Origin of the sequence: Lentzea alba (genome assembly GCF_047445655.1) — a bacterium.
GTDB lineage: Bacteria > Actinomycetota > Actinomycetes > Mycobacteriales > Pseudonocardiaceae > Lentzea > Lentzea alba_A.
In genome coordinates this window covers 159,701-184,504 of the sequence record NZ_JAJAEG010000014.1, presented here as the reverse complement: position 1 = coordinate 184,504, position 24,804 = coordinate 159,701, and the positions used below count along the sequence as shown (strand labels likewise).

The 24,804-nt window shown below is 68.3% G+C and carries 23 protein-coding genes and 1 pseudogene; 10 read left to right on the top strand and 14 right to left on the bottom strand.

Annotated features, from left to right (window positions below; translation table 11 throughout):
* Nucleotides 1–41 precede the first annotated feature (41 nt).
* The gene (locus LFM09_RS24170) at nucleotides 42–470 is read right to left on the bottom strand and encodes a MarR family winged helix-turn-helix transcriptional regulator (protein WP_414098806.1); all 429 of its coding nucleotides are present in this window, start codon (nucleotides 468–470) and stop codon (nucleotides 42–44) included.
* A 135-nt stretch (nucleotides 471–605) separates the two neighbouring features.
* Between LFM09_RS24170 and LFM09_RS24165 the strand changes: the two genes are divergently transcribed.
* The 3 genes from LFM09_RS24165 to LFM09_RS24155 all read left to right on the top strand — a co-directional run bounded on the left by LFM09_RS24165 (nucleotide 606) and on the right by LFM09_RS24155 (nucleotide 2,138).
* Nucleotides 606–1,208, top strand: a complete 603-nt coding sequence (locus LFM09_RS24165; RefSeq protein WP_414098805.1) for a hypothetical protein — start codon at nucleotides 606–608, stop codon at nucleotides 1,206–1,208.
* Between the two features lies 1 nt (nucleotide 1,209).
* A complete protein-coding gene (locus tag LFM09_RS24160; RefSeq protein ID WP_414098804.1) occupies nucleotides 1,210–1,428 on the top strand; it encodes a DUF6343 family protein in 219 nt (72 codons plus the stop codon).
* Between the two features lie 95 nt (nucleotides 1,429–1,523).
* On the top strand, nucleotides 1,524–2,138 hold the full coding sequence (locus LFM09_RS24155; protein ID WP_414098884.1) for a TetR/AcrR family transcriptional regulator: 615 nt from the start codon (nucleotides 1,524–1,526) through the stop codon (nucleotides 2,136–2,138).
* Here LFM09_RS24155 and LFM09_RS24150 read toward each other — a convergent pair.
* The 3 genes from LFM09_RS24150 to LFM09_RS24140 all read right to left on the bottom strand — a co-directional run bounded on the left by LFM09_RS24150 (nucleotide 2,126) and on the right by LFM09_RS24140 (nucleotide 5,245).
* Complete coding sequence (locus LFM09_RS24150) at nucleotides 2,126–3,466, bottom strand: dihydrolipoyl dehydrogenase family protein (protein WP_414098803.1); 1,341 nt, start codon at nucleotides 3,464–3,466, stop codon at nucleotides 2,126–2,128. The two genes, LFM09_RS24155 and LFM09_RS24150, sit on opposite strands and share 13 nt — an antisense overlap.
* A 186-nt stretch (nucleotides 3,467–3,652) precedes the next feature.
* Nucleotides 3,653–4,012: a VOC family protein gene (locus LFM09_RS24145; RefSeq protein ID WP_414098802.1), complete on the bottom strand. Its 360-nt coding sequence runs from the start codon at nucleotides 4,010–4,012 to the stop codon at nucleotides 3,653–3,655.
* Between the two features lie 12 nt (nucleotides 4,013–4,024).
* The gene (locus tag LFM09_RS24140; protein WP_414098801.1) at nucleotides 4,025–5,245 is read right to left on the bottom strand and encodes a hypothetical protein; all 1,221 of its coding nucleotides are present in this window, start codon (nucleotides 5,243–5,245) and stop codon (nucleotides 4,025–4,027) included.
* A 143-nt stretch (nucleotides 5,246–5,388) separates the two neighbouring features.
* Between LFM09_RS24140 and LFM09_RS24135 the strand changes: the two genes are divergently transcribed.
* Nucleotides 5,389–6,732 (top strand): S8 family peptidase, encoded by a 1,344-nt coding sequence (locus LFM09_RS24135; protein WP_414098800.1) that lies wholly within the window; start codon nucleotides 5,389–5,391, stop codon nucleotides 6,730–6,732.
* Between the two features lie 199 nt (nucleotides 6,733–6,931).
* Nucleotides 6,932–7,435, top strand: a complete 504-nt coding sequence (locus LFM09_RS24130; RefSeq protein WP_156212598.1) for a DUF3145 domain-containing protein — start codon at nucleotides 6,932–6,934, stop codon at nucleotides 7,433–7,435.
* A gap of 32 nt (nucleotides 7,436–7,467) precedes the next feature.
* Here the strand turns inward: LFM09_RS24130 and LFM09_RS24125 are convergent, their stop codons facing one another.
* The 4 genes from LFM09_RS24125 to lanKC form a co-directional block, all read right to left on the bottom strand.
* The gene (locus LFM09_RS24125; RefSeq protein ID WP_414098799.1) at nucleotides 7,468–9,186 is read right to left on the bottom strand and encodes an ABC transporter ATP-binding protein; all 1,719 of its coding nucleotides are present in this window, start codon (nucleotides 9,184–9,186) and stop codon (nucleotides 7,468–7,470) included.
* A complete protein-coding gene (locus LFM09_RS24120) occupies nucleotides 9,186–10,799 on the bottom strand; it encodes an ABC transporter ATP-binding protein (protein WP_414098798.1) in 1,614 nt (537 codons plus the stop codon). The genes LFM09_RS24125 and LFM09_RS24120 overlap by 1 nt, the downstream gene beginning before the upstream one ends.
* 146 nt (nucleotides 10,800–10,945) lie before the next feature.
* A complete protein-coding gene (locus LFM09_RS24115) occupies nucleotides 10,946–11,113 on the bottom strand; it encodes a SapB/AmfS family lanthipeptide (RefSeq protein WP_414098797.1) in 168 nt (55 codons plus the stop codon).
* A gap of 39 nt (nucleotides 11,114–11,152) precedes the next feature.
* Nucleotides 11,153–13,714, bottom strand: a complete 2,562-nt coding sequence (gene lanKC, locus LFM09_RS24110) for a class III lanthionine synthetase LanKC (RefSeq protein WP_414098796.1) — start codon at nucleotides 13,712–13,714, stop codon at nucleotides 11,153–11,155.
* Between the two features lie 601 nt (nucleotides 13,715–14,315).
* Here lanKC and LFM09_RS24105 point away from each other — a divergent pair.
* Nucleotides 14,316–14,891 carry a hypothetical protein gene (locus LFM09_RS24105; protein WP_414098795.1) on the top strand — a complete coding sequence of 192 codons (576 nt, stop codon included), beginning with the start codon at nucleotides 14,316–14,318 and terminating at the stop codon, nucleotides 14,889–14,891.
* Between the two features lie 228 nt (nucleotides 14,892–15,119).
* Here LFM09_RS24105 and LFM09_RS24100 read toward each other — a convergent pair whose 3' ends face one another.
* From LFM09_RS24100 to LFM09_RS24085, 4 genes are read right to left on the bottom strand one after another with little or no spacing between them, the layout of a single operon-like run.
* Nucleotides 15,120–16,355, bottom strand: coding sequence for a beta-ketoacyl-[acyl-carrier-protein] synthase family protein (locus tag LFM09_RS24100; RefSeq protein ID WP_414098794.1), 1,236 nt, complete (start codon nucleotides 16,353–16,355; stop codon nucleotides 15,120–15,122).
* A complete protein-coding gene (locus LFM09_RS24095; RefSeq protein ID WP_089950824.1) occupies nucleotides 16,352–16,588 on the bottom strand; it encodes an acyl carrier protein in 237 nt (78 codons plus the stop codon). Before LFM09_RS24095 ends, LFM09_RS24100 begins: the two co-directional genes overlap by 4 nt.
* A 31-nt stretch (nucleotides 16,589–16,619) precedes the next feature.
* Nucleotides 16,620–17,597, bottom strand: coding sequence for a beta-ketoacyl-ACP synthase III (locus tag LFM09_RS24090; RefSeq protein WP_414098793.1), 978 nt, complete (start codon nucleotides 17,595–17,597; stop codon nucleotides 16,620–16,622).
* The gene (locus LFM09_RS24085; protein ID WP_414098792.1) at nucleotides 17,594–18,523 is read right to left on the bottom strand and encodes an ACP S-malonyltransferase; all 930 of its coding nucleotides are present in this window, start codon (nucleotides 18,521–18,523) and stop codon (nucleotides 17,594–17,596) included. Before LFM09_RS24085 ends, LFM09_RS24090 begins: the two co-directional genes overlap by 4 nt.
* A 130-nt stretch (nucleotides 18,524–18,653) precedes the next feature.
* Here LFM09_RS24085 and LFM09_RS24080 point away from each other — a divergent pair, with 130 nt between their 5' ends.
* On the top strand, nucleotides 18,654–18,842 hold the full coding sequence (locus LFM09_RS24080) for a TraY domain-containing protein (protein ID WP_414098791.1): 189 nt from the start codon (nucleotides 18,654–18,656) through the stop codon (nucleotides 18,840–18,842).
* On the opposite strand, the pseudogene LFM09_RS24075 reads toward LFM09_RS24080, so the two are convergent.
* Nucleotides 18,766–19,533, bottom strand: a pseudogene (locus LFM09_RS24075) (PucR family transcriptional regulator); the annotation flags it as partial. The gene LFM09_RS24080 and the pseudogene LFM09_RS24075 sit on opposite strands and share 77 nt — an antisense overlap.
* 509 nt (nucleotides 19,534–20,042) lie before the next feature.
* Between LFM09_RS24075 and LFM09_RS24070 the strand changes: the two are divergent.
* From LFM09_RS24070 to LFM09_RS24060, 3 genes are all read left to right on the top strand, one after another.
* Entirely contained in the window at nucleotides 20,043–21,599 is a 1,557-nt protein-coding gene (locus tag LFM09_RS24070; protein WP_414098790.1) for an alpha/beta fold hydrolase, read from the top strand.
* A gap of 208 nt (nucleotides 21,600–21,807) precedes the next feature.
* Nucleotides 21,808–22,572 (top strand): mechanosensitive ion channel family protein, encoded by a 765-nt coding sequence (locus tag LFM09_RS24065; protein WP_414098789.1) that lies wholly within the window; start codon nucleotides 21,808–21,810, stop codon nucleotides 22,570–22,572.
* A gap of 142 nt (nucleotides 22,573–22,714) precedes the next feature.
* The gene (locus LFM09_RS24060; protein WP_414098788.1) at nucleotides 22,715–23,758 is read left to right on the top strand and encodes a glucose-1-phosphate thymidylyltransferase; all 1,044 of its coding nucleotides are present in this window, start codon (nucleotides 22,715–22,717) and stop codon (nucleotides 23,756–23,758) included.
* Here the strand turns inward: LFM09_RS24060 and LFM09_RS24055 are convergent.
* Nucleotides 23,755–24,801 (bottom strand): winged helix DNA-binding domain-containing protein, encoded by a 1,047-nt coding sequence (locus LFM09_RS24055; protein ID WP_414098787.1) that lies wholly within the window; start codon nucleotides 24,799–24,801, stop codon nucleotides 23,755–23,757. The two genes, LFM09_RS24060 and LFM09_RS24055, sit on opposite strands and share 4 nt — an antisense overlap.
* Nucleotides 24,802–24,804 lie beyond the last annotated feature (3 nt).

Genomic DNA, 24,804 nt, shown 5'->3' with positions numbered 1-24,804 from the left:
GCCATTCCTGCCCGCACCCCAGTCGTGCGAGCGCAGACTGTCTAATCTACACGCAAATCAGCGTGGTGCAGGTACGCCTTACGCAGCAGTGTGGTGAGTTCAACCCGTTCCTGCGACGTCAACGGCGCCAGCAACTCCTCCTCGTGCACCTGAGCCGTCTCCAGGCGTTCGCTCAGGGCCTGTCTGCCCGCATCGGTGATCGACACGGCGAACCGCCGCCGGTCTCGCTCATCCCGTTTGCGCTGGGCGAACCCGCGCCGCTCAAGATCGTCGAGCACCGACACCAGGTCGCTCGCGTCCATCCGCACCCGGTCGCTGATCCGCTTCTGCGCCACCGCTTCCTGTTCGGCCAGGCACGCCAGCACCGTCACGTGCGGCGGGCGCAGGTCGCCGCGCGCCAGCCGGCGGGCTTCCCTGACCAGCTGGAGCATCAGGTAGCTGGGCAGACGCAGAAGCTGATCAATGCTCATGTACTCAGCATAGAAAAGATCTGTCCCCCGATCGTGGATAGCACTGCGTGATCAACCCGCCCGTACGAGGGCCGAGCGGGTGAGCGTTGGGGTGACGTTTCTCCGCAAACCACCTGGAAACGGCAAGGTGGGGGTATGACGCGTGCGGAGATCGTCCGGCTCGCCCGGTGCGTGGTGCGCAGGCCTCGGTGGCAGCTCGTCGTCGCGGTCCTGCTCTCCGCGTGGACGTTCGCCTGGGTGCTCGGCCAACTCGCCCACACACCCCTCTCCCCGCTCGGTGTACTCGCCTGGACCGGTATTCCCCTCGACGCGGCATCCGATTGGGCGCAGGAACGCGAGAGCGTTCTCGTGTGGCTGGCGACGCTCGGCGGGCTGAGCTGGGCGGCCACCACCGAGCAGGCTCAGCTGCCAGCCATCGCCGGGTGGTTCGCGGTGCTGATCGCAGGAGAAGCAGCCGGGTACGAGCGCGCGGTCCAGCGGGCGATGCTCAGCATGGTCGTGTTCCTGATCATCCTCGCGGCCGTGTCGCTCACCGGGCGGCGCGCGTTCGTCGTCGACCGGGTCGCCGTGATGCCCAAGGACGTGATGCGAGCCGGCATCACAGCCGCCGTGCTGACCGCCGTGGTCCCGCTCATCGCTCCTGGTCTGGCCCTGACGCGTCTCGTTAGGCCCTATGTGACGAAACCTCCGAGGCCACTTCGACGGGTTGAGACGCACCTGCTGAGGGAAACCGGGTGAGGTGAGCGACTACCTGCCGCCCCCGGCACCGCCGCGAAGTGCTCTGACGCTACGGCTGTGGCTGGCGGGGTTCGGCCTGGTCTTCAACTCGGTCGCCGCCTGGCTGGCACTCCGAGCTGACCTCACCTTCCTCGGGACAGTGCTTTTACTACTCGCCGTTGTCTGCGTTGTGGACTTCGGTTGGGTAGTTCATCGCAAACGTCGTGGAGATCCCGGCTGAAACCTGTCGGGAACCTGTGCTTGGGCTTAGCCGCTCGTATGGATAAAGATGTTCGCGTGCATGAAGACCCGGCTAGGGGCAGGTTAGCCAGGGTGATGCGTCGACAGCCGGTGCAACAGCGTGGCGCGGCTACCGTCTCCGCGATCCTGGACGCTTGTGCGAGCCTGCTGAACGAATACGACTACGACGACATCACCACTGCGCGCATCGTCGATGTGGCCGGTGTGCCCATTGGTTCCTTCTATCAGTACTTCCCGGACAAACGATCTGTTGTCCACGCTCTCGCACTACGCGGGATGGAGACCTATCTCCGTGAGGTCGAGGAGCTGTTCTCGGCCGACCTGATCGCGGACACGTGGCGTGAGGCCATGACCCAGATCGTCAGCGTCTACATGCGGATGCTGACCGAGGTGCCCGGCTTCGGCCGGGTGCGGTTCAGCGACATGCTGGACAGCCACCGCCTCGACTCGAGCGTGGACCAGTACGAGCTCATGGCCGAACGGCTGGCGGAGATGTTCGTCAACCGGTTCGGCGCGCACGGCGAAGCCCCGGTGATGCTCACCTTCCGGATCGCCGTGCAGACCGCGGACGCGTTGTTCAAGCTCGCCGAACGCGTCGACGAGGACGACCGCGCGTACGTGGTCGGCACGGCGAACGAGCTGCTCACCGGCATGCTCGGTTCGGTGCTGGAGGCCCGTCAGAGGCCATAAGCCTCGAGCATCCGCAGCCACACCTCGCTGATCGTCGGATACGAGGGCACCGCGTGCCACAACCGGTCCACGGTGACTTCGCCGACGATCGCCACGGTGGCCGAGTGCAGCAGCTCGGCCACGTCCTGACCGACGAACGTGACACCGACCAGGGTGCGCGTGCGTTCGTCCACGACCATCCGCGTCCTGCCGTGGTACCCGTCCGCGTGCAACGACGAGCCGGCGACCGCGATGTCGAGGTCGACCACCTTGACGTCCCGGCCCGCCGCACGGGCCTCCTCCGCGGTGTGCCCGACGAACGCCACCTCGGGGTCGGTGAACACGACCTGCGGCACCGCCACGTGGTCCGCGTTGGCCTGCCCCGCCGACCACGGCTTGGGCTCGAACCCGCGCGACCGCTCCAGGATCGCCGAACCGACCGCCCGCGCCTGGTACTTGCCCTGGTGCGTCAGCAACGCGCGCCCGGTGACGTCGCCGGCCGCGTACAGCCACCGGCCGTCCACACCGGACACCAGCCCGGTGTCGTCGATGGTCATCGCCTTGCCGTCCTTCGTCGCCGGCACGCGCCCGGTCGCGACGAGGATCTCCGACCCCTTGATCACCCGGCCGTCCTGCAACGTCAGCGCTCCCGGCGCGACCGCGGACGCACGGGCGTTGAGCAGCACCTCGACGCCGTCTTCCTGCAGGCCCTCGACGACCAACGGCCCGACGAAGTCCTCCATGCGCGGCAACGGCCGGTCGCCCGAGACCACGATCGTCACCTTCGACCCGAGCCGCGCCCACGCCTGCGCCATCTCGACGCCGACCACGCCACCGCCCAGCACGACCAGCGACTCCGGCACCTCGCGCGCTGACGTGGCATCACGCGACGTCCACACAGGAGTGTCGGCGATGCCTTCCAGCGGCGGCATCTTCGGCACGCTGCCGGTGGCCACCACGACGGCCTGCCGCGCCCGGTGAACCTCTCCACCGACGGTGACCTCGCGCTCGCCGGTGACCTCGCCGTCGCCGCGGATGACCGTGATGTTCTCCGACTCGGCCCACTTGACCTGGCCGGAGTCGTCCCAGTTGGAGGTGAAGCTGGTCCGTCGCGCGAGCACGGCGGCCGGGTCGAGCGACCCCGCGTTCACTCCCTGGACGCGCCGGGCGGCCGCGAGCGCGTGACCGGGCCGCAGCAACGCCTTCGACGGCATGCACGCCCAGTACGAACACTCGCCGCCGACCAGCTCCTTCTCGATCATGGCGGTGGACAGGCCTCCCGCGGCCGTCCGCCACGCCACGTTCTCACCTACGGGCCCACCACCGATGACGATGACGTCGAAGTCCATGCCCGCCACAGTAGGCCCTGCGCCGAGGGGCCGTGTTCGCGATAGTCGGGGCTGAGGCGGCCCCCGGGGGCACGGGCGGCCGACCCGAATACAACACCGGTATGCGGGTCGGCCGCCCGCACCGCCAGGAACGACCTCAGCCGCGACTCTCATCGAACGAGCCCCTCGGCGCAGGGCCAGCCTCGATCAAGAAAGCCACACGAGGCAGAACGTGTGCCCTATCGGGTCCGCGTAGACCCGGAACCAGCGATCGTTGTCCTTCTGCACCAAGCGGGCGCCGAGCTCCAGCACCCGCGGTTCAGCTTCCTCGACGTCGTCCACCAGCACGTCGAGGTGGACCTGCTGCGAGCCGTGCGGGTCGGGAAACGTCGGCGGCTGGTAGTCCGGGCAGAGCTGGAACGCCAGGCGCTGGCCGTTCGCGACGATCACCACCCAGGTGTCGTCACCGCCGGCGAGCCGTTCGGCGCCGAGCAGCTTCTCGTAGAAGGAGGCCAGTTCGGAGGGGTTCGGGCAGTCGAATACGACAGAACGGAGTTGTCCGACCATGCCCTTCACCCTCTATCGGGTGGCGGGCAGCCGCAACGCCTGCTTCGCGATCGGCTCGAGCGACTGGTCGCCCGCGCCGCCGGACCACACGACGAACGCCAGCTGCCCGTGGTTGCCCTTGACGCCGCTCGCGAACGCCGCGTTCTCCAGCGGTTTGCCGTCCAGTCCGTGCACGCCGCCGGACCCCGGCGCCGCGACGACCTTGTGGAACGCCGCCGCGCTCGGCGAGTCCAGCACGTCCAGGTCCGCCACCAGCACCGTCGCCTGCTTGCCGTTCACGGTCGTCTCGTAGGTGGCGCGCAGGATCTCCTTGCACTCGTTCGCGATCAGCCACGCCTTCACGTCGCCGAACGCCTGCGCGGAGCAGTCCTTGTCCTTGCGGGTGTCCTTCGGCACGAACGTCGTGCCGTCGACCACCACCGTCGTGGGCAGCGTCGTCGAGGGCACCGGCGTGGCGTCGGCCGGTTTGTCGTCGCCGCTCAGCGCCACCGTCAGCCACACCACGAGGATCAGCGAGACCAAGCCCGCGATCGCCAGATACGGCCACGGCAAACGCTTGCGCGGGATCAGCGGCTTCGCGTTGATCTTGGGGATCAGCATCGTGCTGGCCGACGCGAGGTCCGCGGCGGCGTCCTTGAAGCCCTCGGCGAGCAACGTGGCCGCGGTCGGCGGCGTGCCGGTGTTCTGCAGGATCGCGAGCAGCTTCACCGCGTGCTCGGCCGTGCACGGCACCGACGACGTGGCGAGCTCACGCGCCGCAGTGAGCAAAGTGGACGGTTTGGGGTGCAGCACGCGCACGCCCCGGTTGAGGTCGACCGTCGGCTGCACGACCTGACTGACGAACGGGCCGACCGCCACGACCGTGCTGACCGGCAACGGCTCCGCGCGCATCGCCTGGATCCGCTGCGCCACCGCGGTCGCGGCCGCCACCGCCTCGGTCGCCGGGTTCGGCGCGCCGTCCTGGCTGACCAGCGGCCACCCGTCGATCTTCCACTGACCTCCGAGCGGTGCCTCGAGCTTCACCGCCGGGTCGGGCAGGTCGACGCCGACGATCACCAGAACGCCCTTGGGCAGCACGACGATCGCGTCCAGCGGCATGGGGCAGTCGGGTGGGTGCACGCCGGTCAGCGCCACGCCACCAAGGACTTCGGTACCCGCGCCACACGCCGTGAGGGCGGCACGGACGTCCGCCCCAATGGCCGATGGCTCAGCACCCAGACGGATCAGCCGCACGAGTCCCCACCTTTCCGCACGGGGGGACACGGTAGCGGTCCGGGGTCGTCCAAACGCAGCCAGTCGAGACGTTGCGTGACAGCCGTCACCGATATGTGGATCACTCGTTAGATGGATTGCCTGCCTATGTTCACGGAGGGTCCATGTTCAAACGCGCCGCCCTGTTCGCCCTTGTGCTCGTGGCCGCCTCAACCCCTGTCGCGACGGCCGCGCCGACCTCCACGGTCTACGTCCACGGCACCGACATCGCCGCCGCGGAGCAGGCGGTCGCGGCCGCCGGACTGCAGAAGATCACCAGCTTCCGCAAGATCGGCGTGGTGGCCGCGCGGGGTGACGCCGCGCGGATCTCCTCCGCACGGGCCAAGGCGGGCGTGACGCGCGTCGAGGCCCAGCAGCCGATCAGGTTCCTCGGCTCGACCTCGCACACCGCCACGCGCGGCCTGGACGCCCGCAACAGCCTCGGCCTGACCGGCGCGGGCGTGTCGGTCGCGGTGATCGACTCCGGCGTCGACCCGACGCACCCGTCCTTCAGCGGCGGCAAGATCGTCCGCAACCTCAAGAGCCTGTGCCTGGACGGGGCCACGGACTCCAGCTGCATCGTGCCGGTGCCGAACTTCCTGGACACCGACACGACGTCGCTGGGCGGCCACGGCACCCACGTCACCGGCATCGCGATCGGTGGCGACGTGCAGACCACCGGCGGCCCGATGATCCGCGGCGCGGCGCCGGGAGCGAAGGGCGTCGTGATCTCGACCGGCGCGGCGATCCTCATCCTCGGCGCGGACGCCGCGCTGAACTGGGTGCTGGAGAACCACCGCGCTCCGTGCGGCGCCGGCGTGCCCGCGTCGACCTGCCCGCCGATCAAGGTGATCAACAACTCCTACGGCCCGTCCGGCGGCGGTGCGTTCGACCCCGAGTCGGTGACGGTCAAGCTGCAGCGCCAGCTCGTGGCCGAAGGTGTCGTCGTCGTGTGGGCGAACGGCAACGACGGCGGCGACGGTTCGGCGAACCTCTCGAACCCACCCGGCACCGACCCCACGCCCGGCGTGATCTCGGTGGCGTCCTACAACGACCAGAACACCGGCACCCGTGACGGCGCGCTGTCGGACTTCTCGTCGCGCGGCCTGGCGGCGAACTCCGCGACGTGGCCGGACATCTCGGCGCCGGGGGAGAACATCGCCTCGTCCTGCCGTCTGTACCTGCCGATCTGTGCCACCGGCCTCGACCCGCAGAACGGTCCCGGCCTGCTCGACCTCGGCACGTTCAACACGATCAGCGGCACCTCGATGGCGGCCCCGCACCTCGCGGGCATCGTCGCGCAGCTGTTCCAGGCCAAGCCTTCCGCGACCCCGGCCGACATCGAGCGGGCGCTGAAGTCCTCGGCGTACAAGTACGGCACCGGGTACCAGCCGGTGGGCCCGTACACCTCGTCGTTCGACAAGGGCACGGGCCTAGTCGACGTCGTGGCCGCGGTAAACGCTCTGTAGATCACGATCACGCATCACTCGGCCGGGGAGATCGGGACTTAAGACCTGTATCTGCCCCGGTCGGGTGATGATCGAGCTGGTTCTTATGGCGGACACGCCTCAAGTCGAGGCACAATGCAGCGAACGGGATTCGCGGTGATCACCTCACTCGGCAAAGGCGTAGGGGAAGACGTCCCTCGTCGAGTAGCGGAGGTCAGCAGTGAGCACCCGTGGCAGCACCAGTGGCGTGGTCTACGTCCACTCGTCGCCGTCTGCGGTCTGCCCGCACGTCGAGTGGGCGATCTCGGGCACCCTCGGTGAGCGAGTAGACCTCCGTTGGGCGGCGCAACCCGCGGCACCAGGCCAGTTGCGCGCTGAATGCGCATGGACCGGAGACGCCGGCACCGGCGCCAAACTAGTGGCTGCGCTCCGAGCGTGGCCAATGCTTCGCTTCGAGGTGACCGAGGAACCGTCCTCGGGCCAAGACGGCGAACGCTTCTGCTTCGCGCCCGTTTTGGGGCTGTGGCACGCCCGCACGTCGGCCAACGGTGACATCGTGGTCAACGAGGACCAGCTGCGCGCACTCGCGGTAAGAGCGCGCGGTGGTGAGTCCTTCGCGCACGGTGTCGACGAACTCCTCGGCGCGGCGTGGGATGACGCGCTGGAACCGTTCCGCCGCGCGGGAGACGGCGCGCCGGTGACCTGGCTACACCGTGTCGGTTGATTTTGGGCCGATTAGTCCTGAGTGGACCCCGCTCACCGTTTGGGTAGCGGGGTTTCCTCGTGGTGCGTGGGGTCCCAGGCCAGCATGAGCTGTCCGTAGAGCGGCGAGGTCTTCAGCAGGTTCTCATGGGTGCCGAGCAACGGCCTGCCGCCGTCCATGACCAGCACGCGGTTCGCCCTGAGTGCGGAGCTGAGCCGGTGCGCGATCACCACGAGAATTCCGTCCCGTTGCGAGAAAGCCCGTTCGACCCTGGCCTCCGCCGCGGGATCCAGGTGTGAGGTCGCCTCGTCGAGGATCACGATGCTCGCGGACGTCACGAAGACTCGCGCGAGTGCCAGAAGTTGGCCCTCACCAGCGGAAAGTCCTTCTCCGCCGTGGCCGAGCGCCGCGTCCAGGCCACCCAACCTGTCCAGAAGTGGTTTGGCGCCAACCTTTGTGAGCGCTTCGATCAGTTCCCCGTCGGTGGCCCACGGTGCCAGCAGCGTCAGGTTTTCCCTGAGCGTGCCGGTGAACAGGTACGTCTCCTGTGGAATCAGCGCGACCGCGTGCTGTCTGATCGTCGGAACGACCAGGTCAACGGGTGCGCCACCGAACAGCACGGTACCGAAGTCCGGTGGCATCAACCCGGTGACCAGACTGGCCAAAGTGGACTTGCCGATGCCGGACGGGCCGACCACGGCCAGGTGGTCGCCGGGACGCAGGGTGAGGGAGAGCCCGCGCACGACCGGTTCGGCGTCCGGGCTCCAGCTGAACGTGACGTCCTTGAGGACGATGTCGCCGTTCGCCGGGATCTCCTGGCCTGGTTCTCCGGTGTTGCGCGGTGCGGCTTCCTGAAGTCGTTTGAGCGCAACCATCAGGCGCATCACGACCGTGCTGGTGGTGCGCGCGAGGCCGTGCAACGCCGGGTTCACGCTGTTGGTCAGGTAGACGACCGCCGCCAGCACCGCGCCGGTGGTGAGCTGACCCGATGCGACCAACGGGGGAGCGAATGCCACCAGCAGCACGACCGGGGCGAAGCCGCCGATCGCGATCACCGTGGCGCGCAACGAGTTCGCCCACGCGACGACGACCGAGGCCCTGGCCTGCTGGTCGATCTGCGTCGCGACGTCCTGGTAGGCCTCGGCCGCCGCGTCGCAGGCGGCGACGTCGCGCAGCCCGGTCAGCACCGCGCCGGACGCCTCCGCGGTGCGCTCGTCGGCCATCACGGCGTCGCGCTGGCGCTTGGCCAGCGACGGGAGCATGAGCCCGAACAACACCAGCGCGACGACGATCGGCAGGACCACCAGCCAGATCAACGCGGCCGCGGTGGTCGCGAGGCCGATCAGCGCCGCGATCGTGGTGACCAGAAGTGCACGGGCCTGCACCAGAACGCCGGCCGTCGCGTCGCGGACCACCTCGACGTGCCGGGTGATCATGGCGACCGCGCTGGCGTCCGGCGTCCTGCGGTGGGTGGGGTCGTTCAGCACGCCCTTGACGACCCGCGTCACCAGGGCGTCGCGCATGGGTTCGACGACGTCGCCGAGCCGCGCGAACACCTGGCGCTGGCCGAGCGCTCCGGCCACCGCGAGTGCGGCGAACACGAGCAGCCACAGCACGCCGGCCAGCGGATCTCCCGCCGCGAAGCCCTGGTCGACCGCGGCGCCGACGAGCTTGCCGCCGAAGAACGCGGGGATGCCTTCGAGGGCGGACCAGCCGAGCAGGATCAGGACGCCTTTTCGGTGTCCTGCCAACGTGGAGAGGTAGAAACGCATCACTCGCCCCCGGTGAACACGGCGCGGTAGTCCTCGTCGTCCCACAGCTCCTGGTGGGTGCCGGTGCCTCTGACCCGGCCGTTCTCCAGCCACACCACGACGTCCGCACGTGCTGCCGTGGCCGGGCGGTGTGTCACGACCACGCGGGTTCTGCCTGGTAGCGCTGTCGTCAGCGCTTTGTCCACTTTGGCCTCGGTGACGGTGTCCAGGCTGGCGGTGGCGTCGTCGAGCACCAGCACCCCTGGATCTCGCACGATCGCGCGGGCCAGGCCGATCCGTTGCGCCTCACCACCGGACAACGGGGCGTCGGCCACCGGTGTCTCGTAGCCCTGCGGCAGGCGGATCAGCACGTCGTGGACCTGGGCGGCGACGGCAGCGTCTCGCACCTGGATCTCGTCGGCATCCGTTCCATAGCCGATCGAACGGCCGATCGTCGTGCCCAGCAGCGCCGGGCGTTCGAAGGCGTAGCCGACCTCGCCGTCCCCGGCCACCTCGCCGGAGTCCACAGCGGACAGTCCACCGAGCACCGCGGCCAGCGTCGACTTGCCCGCGCCGGAACTGCCCACGACCGCGGCGAACGCGCCGCTGGGGATCGTGAGGCTGACGTCGTGAAGTGCGTCGCCGACGTTGACGTTGCGCAGCTCGATCCCGTCGCCGGGCACGAGAGCAGGACGTTTGGGCATCGGGGTGTCGAGGACCTCGGCGATCCGGCTGGCGGAGGCGCGGGTGCGTTCGAGCACGGTCAGCTGGGTCATCTGGCCGACGATGCCCATGCCCAGCGCGGCGTAACCGAGGGCGGCGAGCACGTCACCGGTGCTCAGCCTGCCCTGCATCACGCCGAAACCGGCGGCGGTCAGCACCGCGACCTCGACCGCGGGCAGCAGAAGTCCCGCCCGCCACATCATCTTCGCCTGCGTGCGCCACATGCCGATGCCCGCCGCGGCGAGCCGGGGGAGTGGCTGCAGCACGCGTTCGGTCTCGCGATCGGCGATGCCGGCGGCGGCGATCGTGCGCAGGCCGGAGACGGAGTCGAGCAGGCGTGCCGAGACCTCGCCGGAAACCTCCTGGTAGGCAAGGACGTCGTCGGCGGTGAGGCGCATGTGCGTGCGGATCAGCAGGCCGGCCAGTGGGGCGCTCAACAGGAACACCACCGCGAGCCGCCAGTCCAGCAGCGCCAGTGCGACCACCGCGCCGACCGAGGACACGACGGTGACCAGGAACCCGATCACGGTGACCGCGATGCCGCCGGCGTTGCCGCAGTCACCTGTCACGCGGCTCACCGCGTCTCCGGCGGCGAACTGCGACGGGTGACCGAGAGTGAGGAACCGCCGGGTGAGGCGGCGGCGGAGCCAGGCCGTGGCGCGAGCCGTGATGCTCGCGGCGAGCACGATGCCGATCGCCTCGCCGAGCACCTCCACGCCCGCGAGCGCGAGCAGCCACAGGACGGTGAACAGCACAAATGTTCCTGCCAGTGCCATGTCGACGGCGCCGGCGAGTGCGGCGGGGAGCAGCAGCCCTGCGGTGGTGGTGACGGCGGCGTTGAGGAGCAGGAGCCACGGACGGTAGTCGCGTTTGGCCGTGGCGAGGAGCAGCCGGTCACCGGATTTGCGCATCGGGCTGTTCCTCCACAGTTGACGAGGGCCCATCATGAAAGCGAGGGCCCGGCAGCTGGCCGGCTGCCGAGCCCTCGTAGTCGGCTGGTGAGCGGCATACTTCGCCTATGCCGCTCACCGGCCCGTTCACGCGCGGTTAGGCGAGATCAGCACAGCAGCAGCGACGCACCGCTGTGGCTGCACGGGAGCAGCAGGGAGACGGTGGACGCGGTGGTGGAACCGCCACCGCCGCCGCCGCCACCGCTGCCGCCGGCCATCATCGTGGCGGGGGCCTCGGGCGTCTCGAGGTCCTGCATGTCAAGGATGAAACCCATGACAATTCTCCTTGATAGAGGGATCGATCGTTTGTACTGCTACCGGTCAGCGATGACCGGCGTTCTGGTGCCCAGGAAGGGCAAGGGCGGGCGGCCGTCCACTGTGGACGCGATGGCGAGCAGCACGCCCGCACCGCCGGTGTTGAGGTCCATGGAGAGCCGGCGCAGCTGCACACCGGGGAACGCGAGTCCCCCGCCGTAACGCACCGCGTGCCAGCCCAGTGCTTTGAGGTGTCGTTGGACGGCGCGTTCGAGGTGCTCGTCCGGGAAGTGCTTGGTGGCGTGGGCGAGCGTGGCGAGCAGTCCGGCCCGGCCCAGCGTGAACGCGGGCTGGATGACGAACTCCCCGGTCGCGCCGCCGAGCAGCTCCGGCAGCTTCTCCACGCACGGCCGGTCCGGTGCGACCTTCGCGAACTCGGTCAGGGCCAGCGCGACACCGGCGCCGCCGATGCCGACGTACGGGAGTGTCCGCAGGTTGCCGTCCCGCACCTGCAGCGAGCCGTCGAGCGCGATCATCGTCTCCGCCAGGTCGCGGTCGAGCGCCTGCTCGGACAGCTTCAGCCACCGGCGTTCCGCGGTGTGCTGGAACATCCGCAGGAAGAACAGCGCAGGTCCGGACCAGCCGTGCAGCAGTCCTGCCTTGGCCTTGTCACCCGGTCCCGGTGCATCCGCCAGCTGCTTGGCGAGCCGTTCCGCGAGGTGTTCTGCCTGGGCGGCACAGCTGTCGTCCTGCCGGGCGTCCGCGAAGTGCAGCAGGTTGAGCCCGATGCCGGACAAGCCGGCGCTCAGCCCGTGGTCCTGCGTGATCGGCAGCAGTTCCGCGTACGTGTCCACGATCTCGGTGGCGAGGTCGTGGTGGCCGAAGTTCTCCAGCACGTGGGCGATGCCGTGCGCGCCGACGAAGAAGCCCGCTTGCTTCGGGGCCTCGCGACGGTACGCCTTGATCAGCCAGTCCTCGTGCTCGGGATAACGGCCCTGGCCGGCTTCCGCGAGCGCGTGCAGCACACCCGCCGCGCCGTAGCCGAAGCACGTGCCGCCGACCTCCCACTGCTCGATGTCGCCGGGGAACAGCCGGTCCGTCCGTTGTGGCGTCGCGCTGTGCAGGATCGCGGTCGCGATCTCCTTGCGCACCACCGACCAGTCCGGGGTCTCCTCGTCGAACTCGGTGAACGCCGGGTCCGTCGGCGGGTCGACGCGCGGGGTGAGCACGTCGATGATCGGCCGGCAGTACTCGTCGGTGAGCCCGAAGCGTTGCTGGATCACGCGGACGTGCTGGGGGATCTTCGCTGGCGAGAGCTCCAGCACCGTGTTGAGCGGCAGGAAGAACCAGAGCCTGAGCGCCGCGAGCGGGTACGCGTCGATGTCGAAACCGTCGCGGTCCCGCGGCGCCTGGAACCCCGGCGAGCCGAGCGTGGGCTTGCGGACGTCGTCGATGGTGGAGCTGAGCTCGAAGTCGATCAGCGAGATCTCGTCGTTCTCGTCGACCAGGACGTTGAGCGTGTGGAGATCGCTGAACACGACCCCGCGCTCGTGCACCTGCGCCATGAGCGACTCGATGCGGTCGACCATCTTCAGCGCCCGCGTCTTGTACTCGGCGAGCGTCTCGTCGCTGACGTCCTTGTGCGTCAACGGGTAGTGCAGTCCGACCCACTGCCCGAGCGAGCGGCCCGGCATGTACTCCATGGCGACGAAGAGGTGCTCCCACTCGGTGAAGCGCTCGTACACCTCGGGAACTCCGGGGATGCCGCTGAGCTTGGTGAGCGTGTCGTACTCGCGTTCCAGCCTGATCACCGCGTCCTCGCCCTCGCGGTCGAGCCCGGCGTGCGGCCGCGCCTCCTTGAGCACGACCTCCTTGCCATCGCTCTTGCGCGTCGCCAGGTACACGCCGCCACCGTTGGAGAAGTGCAGCGGACTCTTGATCCGGTACGGGAACTGCTCCGGGTCGCCGGCGTTGCGCTCGTCCAGGTGCGGCTTGAGGAAGGCCGGCAGCTCGATCCACTCCGGGAGGCTGAACACGGGCTTGCGCCTGTCCGGCACGAGCTCGCCGTCCTTGTTGGCGATCGCGAGCACCTGCTGCCCGCCGACCTCCAGCCACTGCTCGACGAACCCGCCGTAGCGCACGTACAGCGGCCCCTTGCCGAACCGCAGGTCGCTCAGGATGTAGGCGCCGTGCTGGCCTTCGAGGACCTGGGCGAGCTCGGTGAGGATCGTCTCGAGCTGCTCCGTGCTTGTGGGGTAGATCGTGAGCAGCTTGCCGCTGCCCTCGCGGGGTGCGTACTTCGAGTTGCGGGCGAGCACGATCGACATCGTCTGCAGGTACTTGAACGGGATCCGCTTGTCGACGCAATAGTCGAAAGTGGCCTTCAGCACCCGGCCGGCGTTGTCGAGACCCGCGCTGACGTGGATCTTCCACCCCTGGTTGGGCAGCTGTACACCCTTCGGGTGGTGGTGTCGCCACACGTTGCGCTCGACCGTCGTCCAATCGACTGGGAGCTGCGGCAACTCGGTGGAAAAGTCGTCCTTGGGAGTGGTTTCGGTGCTGCTCTGCAGATCGTAGAACTGCCGATCTGCGAAGCAGTACGCCTCGTATCTGAGGTCCACCGAATTCCCCTCCTTGGTAGTTCTGCGTTTTTCTTTACGCGGCATATTCCCGCACAATCGAGCAGCTATGGCCAATCCGCCATTAGGGGCATATGGCTACCCCGTTCGTGGTCAAAAGACCCCTGGTTACCGGCGCGTATGTGACGCTTCGTGGTGAGGTTTGGGTCCATCTCACCCGGTTGCAAGGTTTGCTGACTGATGCGTCAACAGTGTTGTACCAGCTCGTCGCTAAACGGCACTGTATCGTTCTTGATGTTGCAACTCGCTGACCTGCGGTATTCCACGCGGATCCCGACGTATAGTTGGGTGGTGGCAATTGCCGTGCACGCGCTGTTGCGCATGCTCTTTTCGAGTGAAGCCGTAAATGGCTGCCAATGCGTGTTTAGTGCGGCCGATCGGCGGTAGGGGCTACCCCGAAAGAACTCATTCGGAGTATGGGATTGCACATGGGGTTTTTATGTAGCAGTCATTGTCTTGCTACATGCAACTTGCAATCTGTATGCAATGTAGTCTTTCGGGTGAAGTTTTATGTTTAGACGTAACGAATCACGGTTTGTGAGCAGCCCTCTGCTGTTGGCGGGGGTGCGACTAGGCTGCGTGTGTGGGGAGCGTGGCTAGCCGCTGGCTGGTGCCGGCAGTCGTGGTGATCACCGGTGCCGCGGTGGCGGCCGGGATGGTGGGGCGGACCGTGTACTCGCGGCCGGCTGGGGCGTTGGGCGAGCCGGTGGTGCCGTCGTCGTCCGTGTCGGGGGTGCCGTTGCCTGGTTTGGCGTCGGTGCGGTTGAGCACGGACTCGTTCTCGCATCCTGACCGGACCGCTGTGCAGGCGGTGCTGCAGAAGTACTTCGACTCGATCAACGCGCGGGACTTTGCGCTGTGGCGGTCGTCGGTGTCGGCTCGGCGGGCTTCTGAGCAGTCTGAGAGCTCGTGGATGGCTGCGTACGAGACGACTCGGGACGGGGGGATGGTCGTTCAGCGGGTCGAGTCTGACGTCGTTGGGCGGCGGTTGCGGGTGTTGATCTCGTTCGTGTCCACTCAGGATGTTTCCAAGGCTCCGCTTGTGTTGCCGGAGCCCTGCATTCGGTGGCGGGTCGTGTACGTGATGGTTTGGGAGGGTGGGGAGTTGAAGGTTGATGTTGGGCCGGAGAACCGGAATCCCCAGATGGAGAAGTGTTGAGGTTGCGGCCGTAGGTGGGCGCGTCGCGGGCGGATGGTCGCCTTGCGGGCGGAGGGTCCTGTTCAAAGATCTGGGCTCCGCCCCGGACCCCGCCAATCTGATCAAGACGGCCAGCGCCACACGCGGGTTGATGGCACGCCTGTTGCTCAGGACGGCTCGCCTTCGGCTTCGCGAAGCACAACGCCCCGGCCCGCCGAAGCGGACCGGGGCGTTGACCGTGCGGAGTGACTAGGCCGGAGTGAAGGCCAGGGCCACGTTGTGGCCGCCGAATCCGAACGAGTCGTTCACTGCGGCGTCCAGCTTGATCTTGCGGGGCTCGCCCGCCACCACGTCCAGAGTCACTGCGGGGTCGAGGTTCTCCAGGTTCAGCGTCTGGGGAACCACACCGTCGCGGATCGACAGGACGGTGATGATGGCTTCCACTGCTCCTGCTGCACCCAGCAGGTGCCCGAGGGCGCCCTTGGGTGCGGTCAGGACCGGGTGGTCGCCGATCGCCTTGCGGATTGCCACGGTTTCCGCGACGTCGCCCACCGGAGTGGAGGTGGCGTGGCAGTTCACGTGGCCCACGTCGGACGGGTCGATGCCGCCGGACCGCAGCGAAGCGGCGATGGCACGCGACTGGCCCACGCCCTCGGGGTCCGGGGCGGTGATGTGGTAGCCGTCGGCGGACGTACCGATGCCCGCCAGGCGGCCGTAGATCTTGGCACCGCGTGCTTCGGCGAACTCGCGGCGTTCCAGGACCATGACGCCCGCGCCTTCGCCCAGGACGAAGCCGTCGCGTGCCGTGTCGAACGGGCGCGAGGCCTTTTCCGGCTCGTCGTTGCGGGTGCTCATGGTGCGGGCCTGGGAGAAGCCCGCTACCGGGATCGCCGTGATGCACGCTTCGGCGCCGCCCGCGACCACCACGTCGGCTTCGCCGGACATGATCATGCGGTAGGCCCATGCGATGGCCTCTGCGCCTGACGCGCAGGCGGAGACCGGGGCGTGCACGCCTGCCTGAGCCTTGAGTTCCAGGCCCACGTGGGCGGCTGGGCCGTTCGGCATCAGCATCGGGACGGTCAGCGGTGACACCTTGCGCAGGCCCTGCGTTTCCAGGAGGTCGTCCTGGGTCAGGAGGGTGATCGCGCCGCCGATGCCCGTGCCGATGATGACGGCCAGGCGCTGCTTGTCGACGGTGTCGTCGTTGTGGCCCGCGTCTGACCACGCCTGGCGGGACGCCACGATGGCGACCTGCTCGGAGCGGTCCAGCCGGCGTGCCTCGACTCGGGGGAGCACCTCGGTGGGATCAACGACCAGCTGTGACGCGATTTTGACCGGCAGGTCGTACTTCTCGACCCAGTCGTGGGTCATGGGGCGGACCCCGGATTTGCCGGCCAGGAGCGCGTCCCAGGTCGACGTGATGTCACCACCGAGCGGGGTGGTGGCACCCAGCCCGGTGATGACTACCTCGATGCCCGAAGTCACTTGTTGCTGGTGATGTAGTTCACCGCGTCACCAACGGTCTTGAGGTTCGCCAGCTCGTCGTCCGGGATCTTCACGCCGAACTTGTCCTCAGCCTGGACGGCGATCTCGACCATCGACAGCGAGTCGATGTCGAGGTCGTCCACGAAGGACTTCTCAGCGGTGACGTCGTCGGCGGCCACGCCGGCGACCTCTTCGACGATCTCGGCAAGACCGGTAAGGACGTTGTCGCTCACTGAAGTTCCCTTTCGATTGAAACGGTGAAAATCATGGGCACCGGACCACCTGTCCCGCGTAGGACAGGCCTGCGCCGAAACCGACCATCAGCACCACGTCTCCCGAGGAGATCTCGCCCGCTGCCCGCATGTGGTCCAGTGCCATGGGGATCGAGGCCGAGGAGGTGTTGCCGGATTCGACGATGTCTCGAGCGACCTTCAGGTCCTCGCGCGCACCATTGTTGCGCAGGCGCTTGGCGATCGCTTCGATGATGCGGAGATTGGCCTGGTGCGGGGCGAACACGTCCACTTCGGACAGTTCGACGCCCGCGAGCTCGGCGGCGCGGATCGCGATGGGTGCGATCTGGGTCGTCGCCCAGCGGAAGACCGTCTGGCCTTCCTGGTGGATGAACGAGTCGCGGTCGGTGATGGAGATGACCTCGGCCATGTCACCGGCCGAGCCCCACGCGACGGGGCCGATCTGGTTGGAGTCGCTGGCGCCGATCACGACGGCGCCCGCGCCGTCCGCGAAGATGATCGCGGTCGAGCGGTCGTCCTGGTCGGTCCAGTCGGTGAGCTTCTCCGCGCCGATGACGAGGATGTTCTTCACCGTGCCGCCGCGCACGATGTCCGAGGCGGTGGCCACGGCGTAGCAGAAGCCCGCGCAGGCGGCGTTGAGGTCGAACGCCGCGGCGGCCTTGATGCCGATCTTGTCGGCGACCTGGGCGGCGGCGTTCGGGATGGTCGACGGCATGGTGCACGTCGCCACGATCACGCCGCCGATGTCGGCAGGGGTGAGGCCCGCGTCCTCGATCGCCCTGGTGCCCGCCGTGACCGACATGTCCACGACGCCTTCGTCCTTGCTGGCGAAGCGCCGGTTCACGATGCCGACGCGATCGCGGATCCACTCGTCGGACGTGTCCATGCGAGCGGCGAAGTCGTGGTTGCTCACCACGGTCTCGGGCTGGTAGCTGCCGAGGCCGAGGATGCGGCTACCCGCAGCAGCCTGCGGGGCCTGGAAGGTCGTCACTTAGTAGCTCCAACGGTGTCGAAGAGCTCCGCGACCTTCTCGAGCTGGTCGGGCGTCTTCAGGGCGAGGGTTGCGGTGCCCTTCATCGCACGCTTGGCGAGACCCGTCAGCACGCCGGCGGGCGGCAGCTCGACCGAGCCCGCGATGCCCTTCTCGACGAGGGTGGCCTGGCAGAGGTCCCAGCGAACGGGGCTCGTGACCTGGGAGACCAGGCGCCGCAGCACCTCGGTGCCCTCGGTGACGACCTGACCGTCCTTGTTGGACACCAGCGGCAGCAACGGGTCGTGCGTGGTGACTTGAGCGGCACGCGCGCGCACTGCGTCTTCCGCAGGCGCCATGTACTTGGTGTGGAACGCGCCCGCGACGGCCAGCTTGCGGATCTTCGCCGGGCCGGGCGGGTTCTCCACGAGCGCGTCGAGCGCGGAGTGCGGACCGGCCGCGACGATCTGGCCGGCGCCGTTGCGGTTGGCGGGCACGAGACCGAGCTCCTCGAGGCGCGCGAGCACCTCCGGCTCGTCGCCACCGAGCACCGCGGCCATGCCGGTCGGCTCCAGGGCGCACGCCTCGGCCATCGCGGCACCGCGCACGGCGGCCAGCGCGACGGCGTCGTCGGCGCTGATGACGCCCGCGACCGCGGCGGCGGCGAGCTCGCCGACCGAGTGACCGCCGACGATCACGGCGGACGGCAGTTCGACGCGCTTGCGCAGCTCACCGAACGCGAGCACGGCGAGAGCCACGACCAGCGGCTGGGTGATCGCGGTGTCGACGATCTCCTCGGCCTCCGCGGTGGTGCCGAGACGCACCAGGTCGAGGCCCGTGATCTCCGACCACGTGCGGACCTGCTTCTCCGCCCCCTCCAGTTCGAGCCAGGGGGTGAGCATGCCGGGCGTCTGGGACCCTTGTCCGGGCGCGAGGAGTGCGATCACGTCGATTACTAAAGCTGGTGAACCCACCGGTACCCCATGCTGTAAAGAACGAAGTACTGCGATCGTATTTGTAGAGACCCTACAAAAGTGTCAGCCTGGTGAACGCTGCTCGACGTAAGCCCAGCTCAGGGTGTGGGCAGGTCGTTTGGCTCTCACCCTAACGGATGTGTGCGAAGTCGGTCACAGGCCGACGGCTACCACAGGCCCCGGGAGCGGGCAAGGCGTCCTACAGACAAAGCGACGCGAAGCACAAGCGCGTCTCGAGCGTCATGTGCATTTCTTCCCGTCATTTCCTGAACGCGCCGAAGGCGATATCTGACCGTGTTCGGGTGCACGAACAGTCTTTTCGCGCACGTCTCCAGCACGCCGCCGACCTCCAGGAACGCGTCCACGGTCTCCAGCAGCGCCCCTCCGGCGTCCTCCAACGGCCGCGCAACCCTGTCAACGAGCTGCCACTCCGCCTCCGGATCGCCCGCCAAAGCCCGTTCCGGCAGCAGGTCCAGCGAGCGCACCGGCCTCGGCGCGGCGGGCCAGCCCACGACCGCGCGCAGTCCGCTCAACGCGTCGCTGGCACTGCGATGTGCCTCGGAGAGCGACTGGACCGTGGGCCCCGCCACCACCGGCCCCTCGCCGAAGCCCTCGGAGATGCGCCCCAGCACGTCCTCGCCGGTCTCCGTCGGCCCGCCCAGCACGACGACCAACCGCGATCCCTGCACGGACAGCAGCACCGGCCGTCCCGCACGAGCCGCCTTGCTGCGCACCGAGTAGATGATCGTCGGCGGATCTTCGCCACCGGGGTTGCCGACCAGCACCGTCGCTTCGAGCGCCGGGTCCCAGCCGAGCGCCGCGGCCCTGCTGAGCAACGACTCCTCGGGGTCGCCACGCACGATGCCGTCCACGACCAGCGCTTCCAGCCGGGCGTCCCACGCTCCGCGCGCCTCGGCAGCCGCCGCATAGGAGGTGGCGGCGGAGAACGCGATCTCCCGCCCGTACCGGAGCACGCCCTCCATCAGCAGCGCGCGCTCGGCCTCGTTCGCCGCCATCGACGGCATCTGGTCCTCGAACAGCTCCAGAGCTATCCGGACCAGCTCGACGGTCTGGCGCAGGCTCACCCAGCGGGAGATGTCCTTGGGAGCGCTGCGGAACGCGTCCGCGGTGAGCCGGATCGCCTGCTGCCGGTCGTGCAGCCACTCGACGAACCCGGCCACGCCGTTCTGGATCAGCAGCAACACGCTCGCCCGCTGGTCCGCGGGCATGCGGGCGAACCACGGCAGCCGCTGTTCCATCTCCGACACGCTCGCCGTGGCGAGTGATCCGGACGCGCGTTCGATCTTGCGCATCGTGCGTGCGGAGAGGGTGGGCGGGTGCTCCTCCTTCGCCGGGGCTGCCTTGGTCATACCCGCAGCTTAAGGCCCTTGAGGTGACATCACCGGTACGGGTGACAGAACCCTCCCCGGCGTTTGAACGGCCATACCTTCGGGCAGCAGAGGTCAGTTCGTTCGGCGCGGAGGTTTTCGTCTTGCGTAGGTTCCCGGCCCTTGTCCTAGGTGTCGTCGCGCTCCTGACCACCAGCGTGACCGCCTCCGCCGACCCACCCGACCCGCTCGCCGAGTACCACGCCCAACCGGTCAAGTGGGCGCAGTGCAGCGGAAAGCTCGCCGAACTGGAATGCGCCACGCTCGTCGCGCCGCTCGACTACGCGAAACCGGCGGGCGACCGGATCAACCTGACGATCAGCCGCAAGAAGGCGGCCGCGCAAGACCGCCGGCGTGGAGTGCTGTTCACCAATCCGGGTGGACCTGGCGGTTCGGGGCTCGGGATGCCGATGTTCCTCGGCAAGTCCGAGCTCGCGCAGGTCTACGACCTGATCGGCTTCGACCCGCGTGGCGTCGGTGGTTCGACGGCGCTGAACTGCCGCGCGGCACCGGCGATCGCCGCACCGGACTCCCGGCCCGCGGACGGCGAGTTCGGCAAGTGGGCGGCCGAGGCGCGCGAGGCCGAGGAGGCGTGCCAGAAGTCGTCCGGCGGGATCCGGCAGTTCATCAGCACCGCGAACACCGCGCGGGACATGGACGTCGTGCGCGTCGTGCTGGCCGAGCAGAAGATCAACTACCTGGGTTACTCCTACGGCACGTACCTGGGCGCGGTGTACGGGACGTTGTTCCCGAACCGGCTCGACCGCAGCGTGCTCGACTCGGCGGTGCACCCGGAGTGGATCTGGCACGAGCAGTTCCGCCAGCAGGCCGTGGCGTACCGGCGCGGCGTCGAGGCGTGGGCGACGTGGGTGGGGGAGCGCAACGAGAAGTTCGGTCTCGGCAAGTCGCAGGGCGAGGTGATCGCCGAGGTCGAGAAGGTCGCCGCGAAGCTGCACGGCACGCCGATCGGTGAGCACAACCGGTCCTCCTTCGACGGCGCGGTCGGTGTCGGCTCCCGCTACCGTCCACTGTGGTCGGACCTGGCGTCGATCGTGATCAAGCTGCGGTCGGGGGAGAAGCCGGAGAACTCCGAGGGCGCCAAGGCCGGGCAGGTGCTCGCGAAGACCGGTCTGCAGGAGCTGCGGTCGGGCGTGTTCGACACGGTCACGTGCGAGTCGGACTGGCCGACCGACCTGCACGTCTACTACGAGGACATGCGGACGTTCCGCGAGCGCTACCCGTTCGGGTTCGGCATCGTCCGCGCCGCACCGATGACGTGCACGTTCCGCTCGTTCACGCCGCCGGAGGAGCCGATCAGGATCGCGCGCACCGACTACCCCGTCGGCGTGGTCGTGCAGTCCGAGGGCGACACGCAGACACAGTACGCGAGCGGTCCGGCGATGGCCTCCCGGTTGGGGCACAACCTGATCACCGTCGTCGACGAGGGCAAGCACGGCATCTACGGCGGTGGCAACAAGTGCGTCGACGACCGGGTCAACCGGTACCTGATCGACGGGGCGCTGCCGGGCAGCAGCTCCGAGTGCCACGGTGACCCGCGGCCGGACGTGCCGAAGGACGGCCAGGGCGGGGCCGCGCCGGCGTTGTCAGCGGAGCGCATTCAGGGCTACCTGGACGGGCGAGGGCTCTCCGCCCGACCGTAGAAAATGTGGAAGGGTCCGACACGGAGCGTGTCGGACCCTTCCCTCTCCCCGGTCCCCACCGGTAGCTCCACTCTGGACTGTATTGAGACAAAAATCCACGTCAGCCACCCTTTCGTGTCACAGTGTCGAAGTTGCTGAGCGGTGTGATCCGCGAAACGATCAACTGGTCGGATCTTCACTCACCGCAACTTTGTTCTTTGGAGGGCCCGTGGGCTCGCAAATCACCGAGGGCCTGGGCCAGGCGTGGGCGATGGTGGCCACGTTCGTGCCGAAGCTGCTCGGCTTCCTGCTCGTTCTGGTCATCGGCTGGTTCATCGCCAAGGCACTGGCCAAGGGTGTCCAGTTCCTGCTCAAGCGCGTCGGGTTCGACAAGCTCGTCGACCGCTCGGGCCTGAACAACGCGATGAAGCAGTCGCCGATGGACGCGACCGGCCTGATCGCCAAGATCGTCTACTACTTCGTGCTGCTGATCGCGCTGCAGCTGGCGTTCGGCGTGTTCGGCGCGTCGAACCCGGTCAGCACGCTGCTCAACGAGGTCATCGCGTACCTGCCGCGCATCGTCGTGGCGATGGTGCTCGTGATCGTCGCGTCGGCGATCGGCACGGCGCTCAAGGGCCTCGTGACCGGTGCGCTGGGCCAGCGCTCCTACACCCGGATCATGGGCAACATCACCTACGGCTTCGTGATGGCGCTCGGTGTCATCGCGGCGCTCAACCAGCTCGGCATCGCGATCTCGGTGACCATGCCGGTGCTGATCGCCGTGCTCGCCACGGTGGCCGGCGTGATCGTCATCGGTGTCGGTGGCGGCCTGGTCCGCCCGATGCAGCAGCGGTGGGAGGGCTGGCTGAACCGCATGCAGGAAGAGGCGAACGTCCAGTCGCCGATGCCGCGTGCGTCGCAGGAGATGCCGTCGACCGTGGGCGGCCGCGCGGGTGACGCCCCGACGCCGCCGTCGGGCACGCCGATGTCGTAGGAGTTAGACGTTCTAACTTCTAGGAGGGGCTCTCGCTTGCGAGAGCCCCTTCTTCGTTGTTTGGCGGTTCTCCAGGCTCGATCCAGTGCGGCGACGGAACCTCGTGTCCACCCGAACTGTCCGCTGTCGCGGTGGAGGACCTATGAAAGCCCTTGTGCTGTCCGCGGGCGTGCGCCCGGCCGGATACTCCTTGCCCAGACAGATCGTCCCCATCGCGAACAAGCCCGTGCTCGAGTACGTCGTGGAGAACCTGAGGGACGTCGGGATCACCGAGATCGGCATCGTCGTCGGTGAGGGTGGGCAGGAGATCACCGAGCTGTTCGGCGACGGGTCGTTCCTGGGTGTGTCGATCACCTACATCCAGCAGGACGTGCCGCTCGGGCTCGCGCATTGCGTGCGGATCGCCCGGCCGTTCCTCGGTGACGACGACTTCGTGCTCTACCTGGGCGACAACGTGCTGGCCGAGGGCATCGGGCAGATCGCCGACGAGTTCGCCCGGTTGCGGCCGTCCGCGCAGGTGCTCGTGGACAAGGTGGAGGACCCGCGGCTCTACGGCGTCGCGGAGGTGGACGAGAACTCGCGCGTGACGCGGCTGATCGAGCACCCGCAGGAACCGCGCAGCGACCTCGCGATGATCGGCGTCTACTTCTTCACGCCCGCGATCCACGCCGCCGTCGACGCGATCGAGCCGTCGTGGCGCGGCGAGTTCGAGATCACCGACGCGTTGCAGTGGCTGGTGACGCACTCGGGTGACGTGCGGGCGCGGATCTACTCCGGGTTCTGGAAGGACACCGGGAAGGTCGAGGACGTGCTGGAGTGCAACCGCGAGCTGCTGATGGGGCTGCGGACGGACATCCAGGGGATCGTCGACTCCGAGTCGCGGCTGATCGGCGAGGTCGTGGTGGAGGAGGGCGCGCGCGTCGTGCGGTCGTGCATCGTCGGGCCCGTGATCATCGGCGCCGGGACGCTGGTCGAGGAGTCGATCGTCGGGCCGTACACGTCGATCGGCGCGGACTGCCGGATCACCGAGTCCGGGGTGGCCGACTCGATCGTGCTGAACGAGGCGTCCGTGCACAACGTGTCCGGCATCGAGACGTCGTTGATCGGCCGCCGGGCGCGGGTCGGATCGGCGCGCCAGCACCGGCTGGTCGTCGGTGACGGCGCGCACGTCGAGGTCGCGGCCTAGCTCGGGTTCAACCAGTCCTGAAGGCGGTCGCACTCCTCGGCGACCGCCTTCTGCCTGCTCTTGTCCAGCTTGTCGATGTAGTCGACGGTGATGGTGCGTTCTTTGGTGATCGCCCAGGTGGCGACGACGTAGCCGTCGACGAGGACGGTGGGTTTGCCGCCGATGACCACGCCGAGCCGGTCGTCCGCGATGACCCTCCTGCGGTCGGCGTGGGCGAGCAGGATGTTGTCGAACTCGGGCAGAAGCCGTACCGGGACCGGGGTTTCCGGGTCGGGGCGCGGGGCGTCGGGGAGGTCGAACAGCTCCTTGCCGGCCTCGTTGCGGAAGGTGACCAGCTGCGGCCTGAGCGCTTCGAAGACCTCTCCGAGTCTGGTCAGGCCGGACCACTGCTGGGCGTCCATCACGGTCGACGGGCCGAATGCCTTGAGGTAGCGCAGAACCAGCCGTTCGCGGGGCATGGCGTGCTGCTCCTGGTCGAGCCAGGACTCCAGCGTGGTGCAGATCGCCCGTCCGCTCTTGTGCCACAGGCCGCGCGGCGGGAGCTGGACCAGTGCCAGCTTGTTGCGCAGGGCGTTGCCGAGGACGGTGTGTTCGCGGTCGGGCCAGCGTTCTTTGAGCTGCTTGCCGGCGTCCGCGGTGCCCTGCGGGAGGTCTTCGAGGATCTTGCGCCCGGCTTCGGCGACGGCGTCGAGGTCGAGTTCCTTGAGGCGTTTGGCGAACGGACCGCTCTGCAGCTCGCGGTCGAGCCGGAGCTGCATGTGGGGCCTGAGTCCGAGGGCGTCCTGCGCGCTGACCAGGTGGATCGTGCCGCGCATGAGCAGGATGCGGACGACGTACCTGCTGATCAGGAGGTCTTCGAGCTCCTGGGGCTGGAAGTCGTTCAGCCGCGTCCACAGGCCGATGTAGGGCGACTTCGGTTCCTGCGCCTGGATGCCGAAGAGACGTTCGATGGTGGCGAACGCGCCTGTGTCGGCGCGTTCGCGCAGCATCTGTCGTTCGATCAGTGCCCGGTTCAGGGCGTCCTGGCTGAGCTGGGTCCCCATCGG

What these genes read in the sequence shown, in the direction of transcription:
- LFM09_RS24120 (WP_414098798.1), bottom strand. Translation starts at nt 10,799, where the DNA reads ATGCGCAAATCCGGTGACCGGCTGCTCCTCGCCACGGCCAAACGCGAC.
- LFM09_RS24135 (WP_414098800.1), top strand. Translation starts at nt 5,389, where the DNA reads ATGTTCAAACGCGCCGCCCTGTTCGCCCTTGTGCTCGTGGCCGCCTCA.
- LFM09_RS24165 (WP_414098805.1), top strand. Translation starts at nt 606, where the DNA reads ATGACGCGTGCGGAGATCGTCCGGCTCGCCCGGTGCGTGGTGCGCAGG.
- LFM09_RS24150 (WP_414098803.1), bottom strand. Translation starts at nt 3,466, where the DNA reads ATGGACTTCGACGTCATCGTCATCGGTGGTGGGCCCGTAGGTGAGAAC.
- LFM09_RS24055 (WP_414098787.1), bottom strand. Translation starts at nt 24,801, where the DNA reads ATGGGGACCCAGCTCAGCCAGGACGCCCTGAACCGGGCACTGATCGAA.
- LFM09_RS24170 (WP_414098806.1), bottom strand. Translation starts at nt 470, where the DNA reads ATGAGCATTGATCAGCTTCTGCGTCTGCCCAGCTACCTGATGCTCCAG.
- LFM09_RS24125 (WP_414098799.1), bottom strand. Translation starts at nt 9,186, where the DNA reads ATGCGTTTCTACCTCTCCACGTTGGCAGGACACCGAAAAGGCGTCCTG.
- LFM09_RS24145 (WP_414098802.1), bottom strand. Translation starts at nt 4,012, where the DNA reads ATGGTCGGACAACTCCGTTCTGTCGTATTCGACTGCCCGAACCCCTCC.
- LFM09_RS24155 (WP_414098884.1), top strand. Translation starts at nt 1,524, where the DNA reads ATGCGTCGACAGCCGGTGCAACAGCGTGGCGCGGCTACCGTCTCCGCG.
- LFM09_RS24115 (WP_414098797.1), bottom strand. Translation starts at nt 11,113, where the DNA reads ATGGGTTTCATCCTTGACATGCAGGACCTCGAGACGCCCGAGGCCCCC.
- LFM09_RS24060 (WP_414098788.1), top strand. Translation starts at nt 22,715, where the DNA reads ATGAAAGCCCTTGTGCTGTCCGCGGGCGTGCGCCCGGCCGGATACTCC.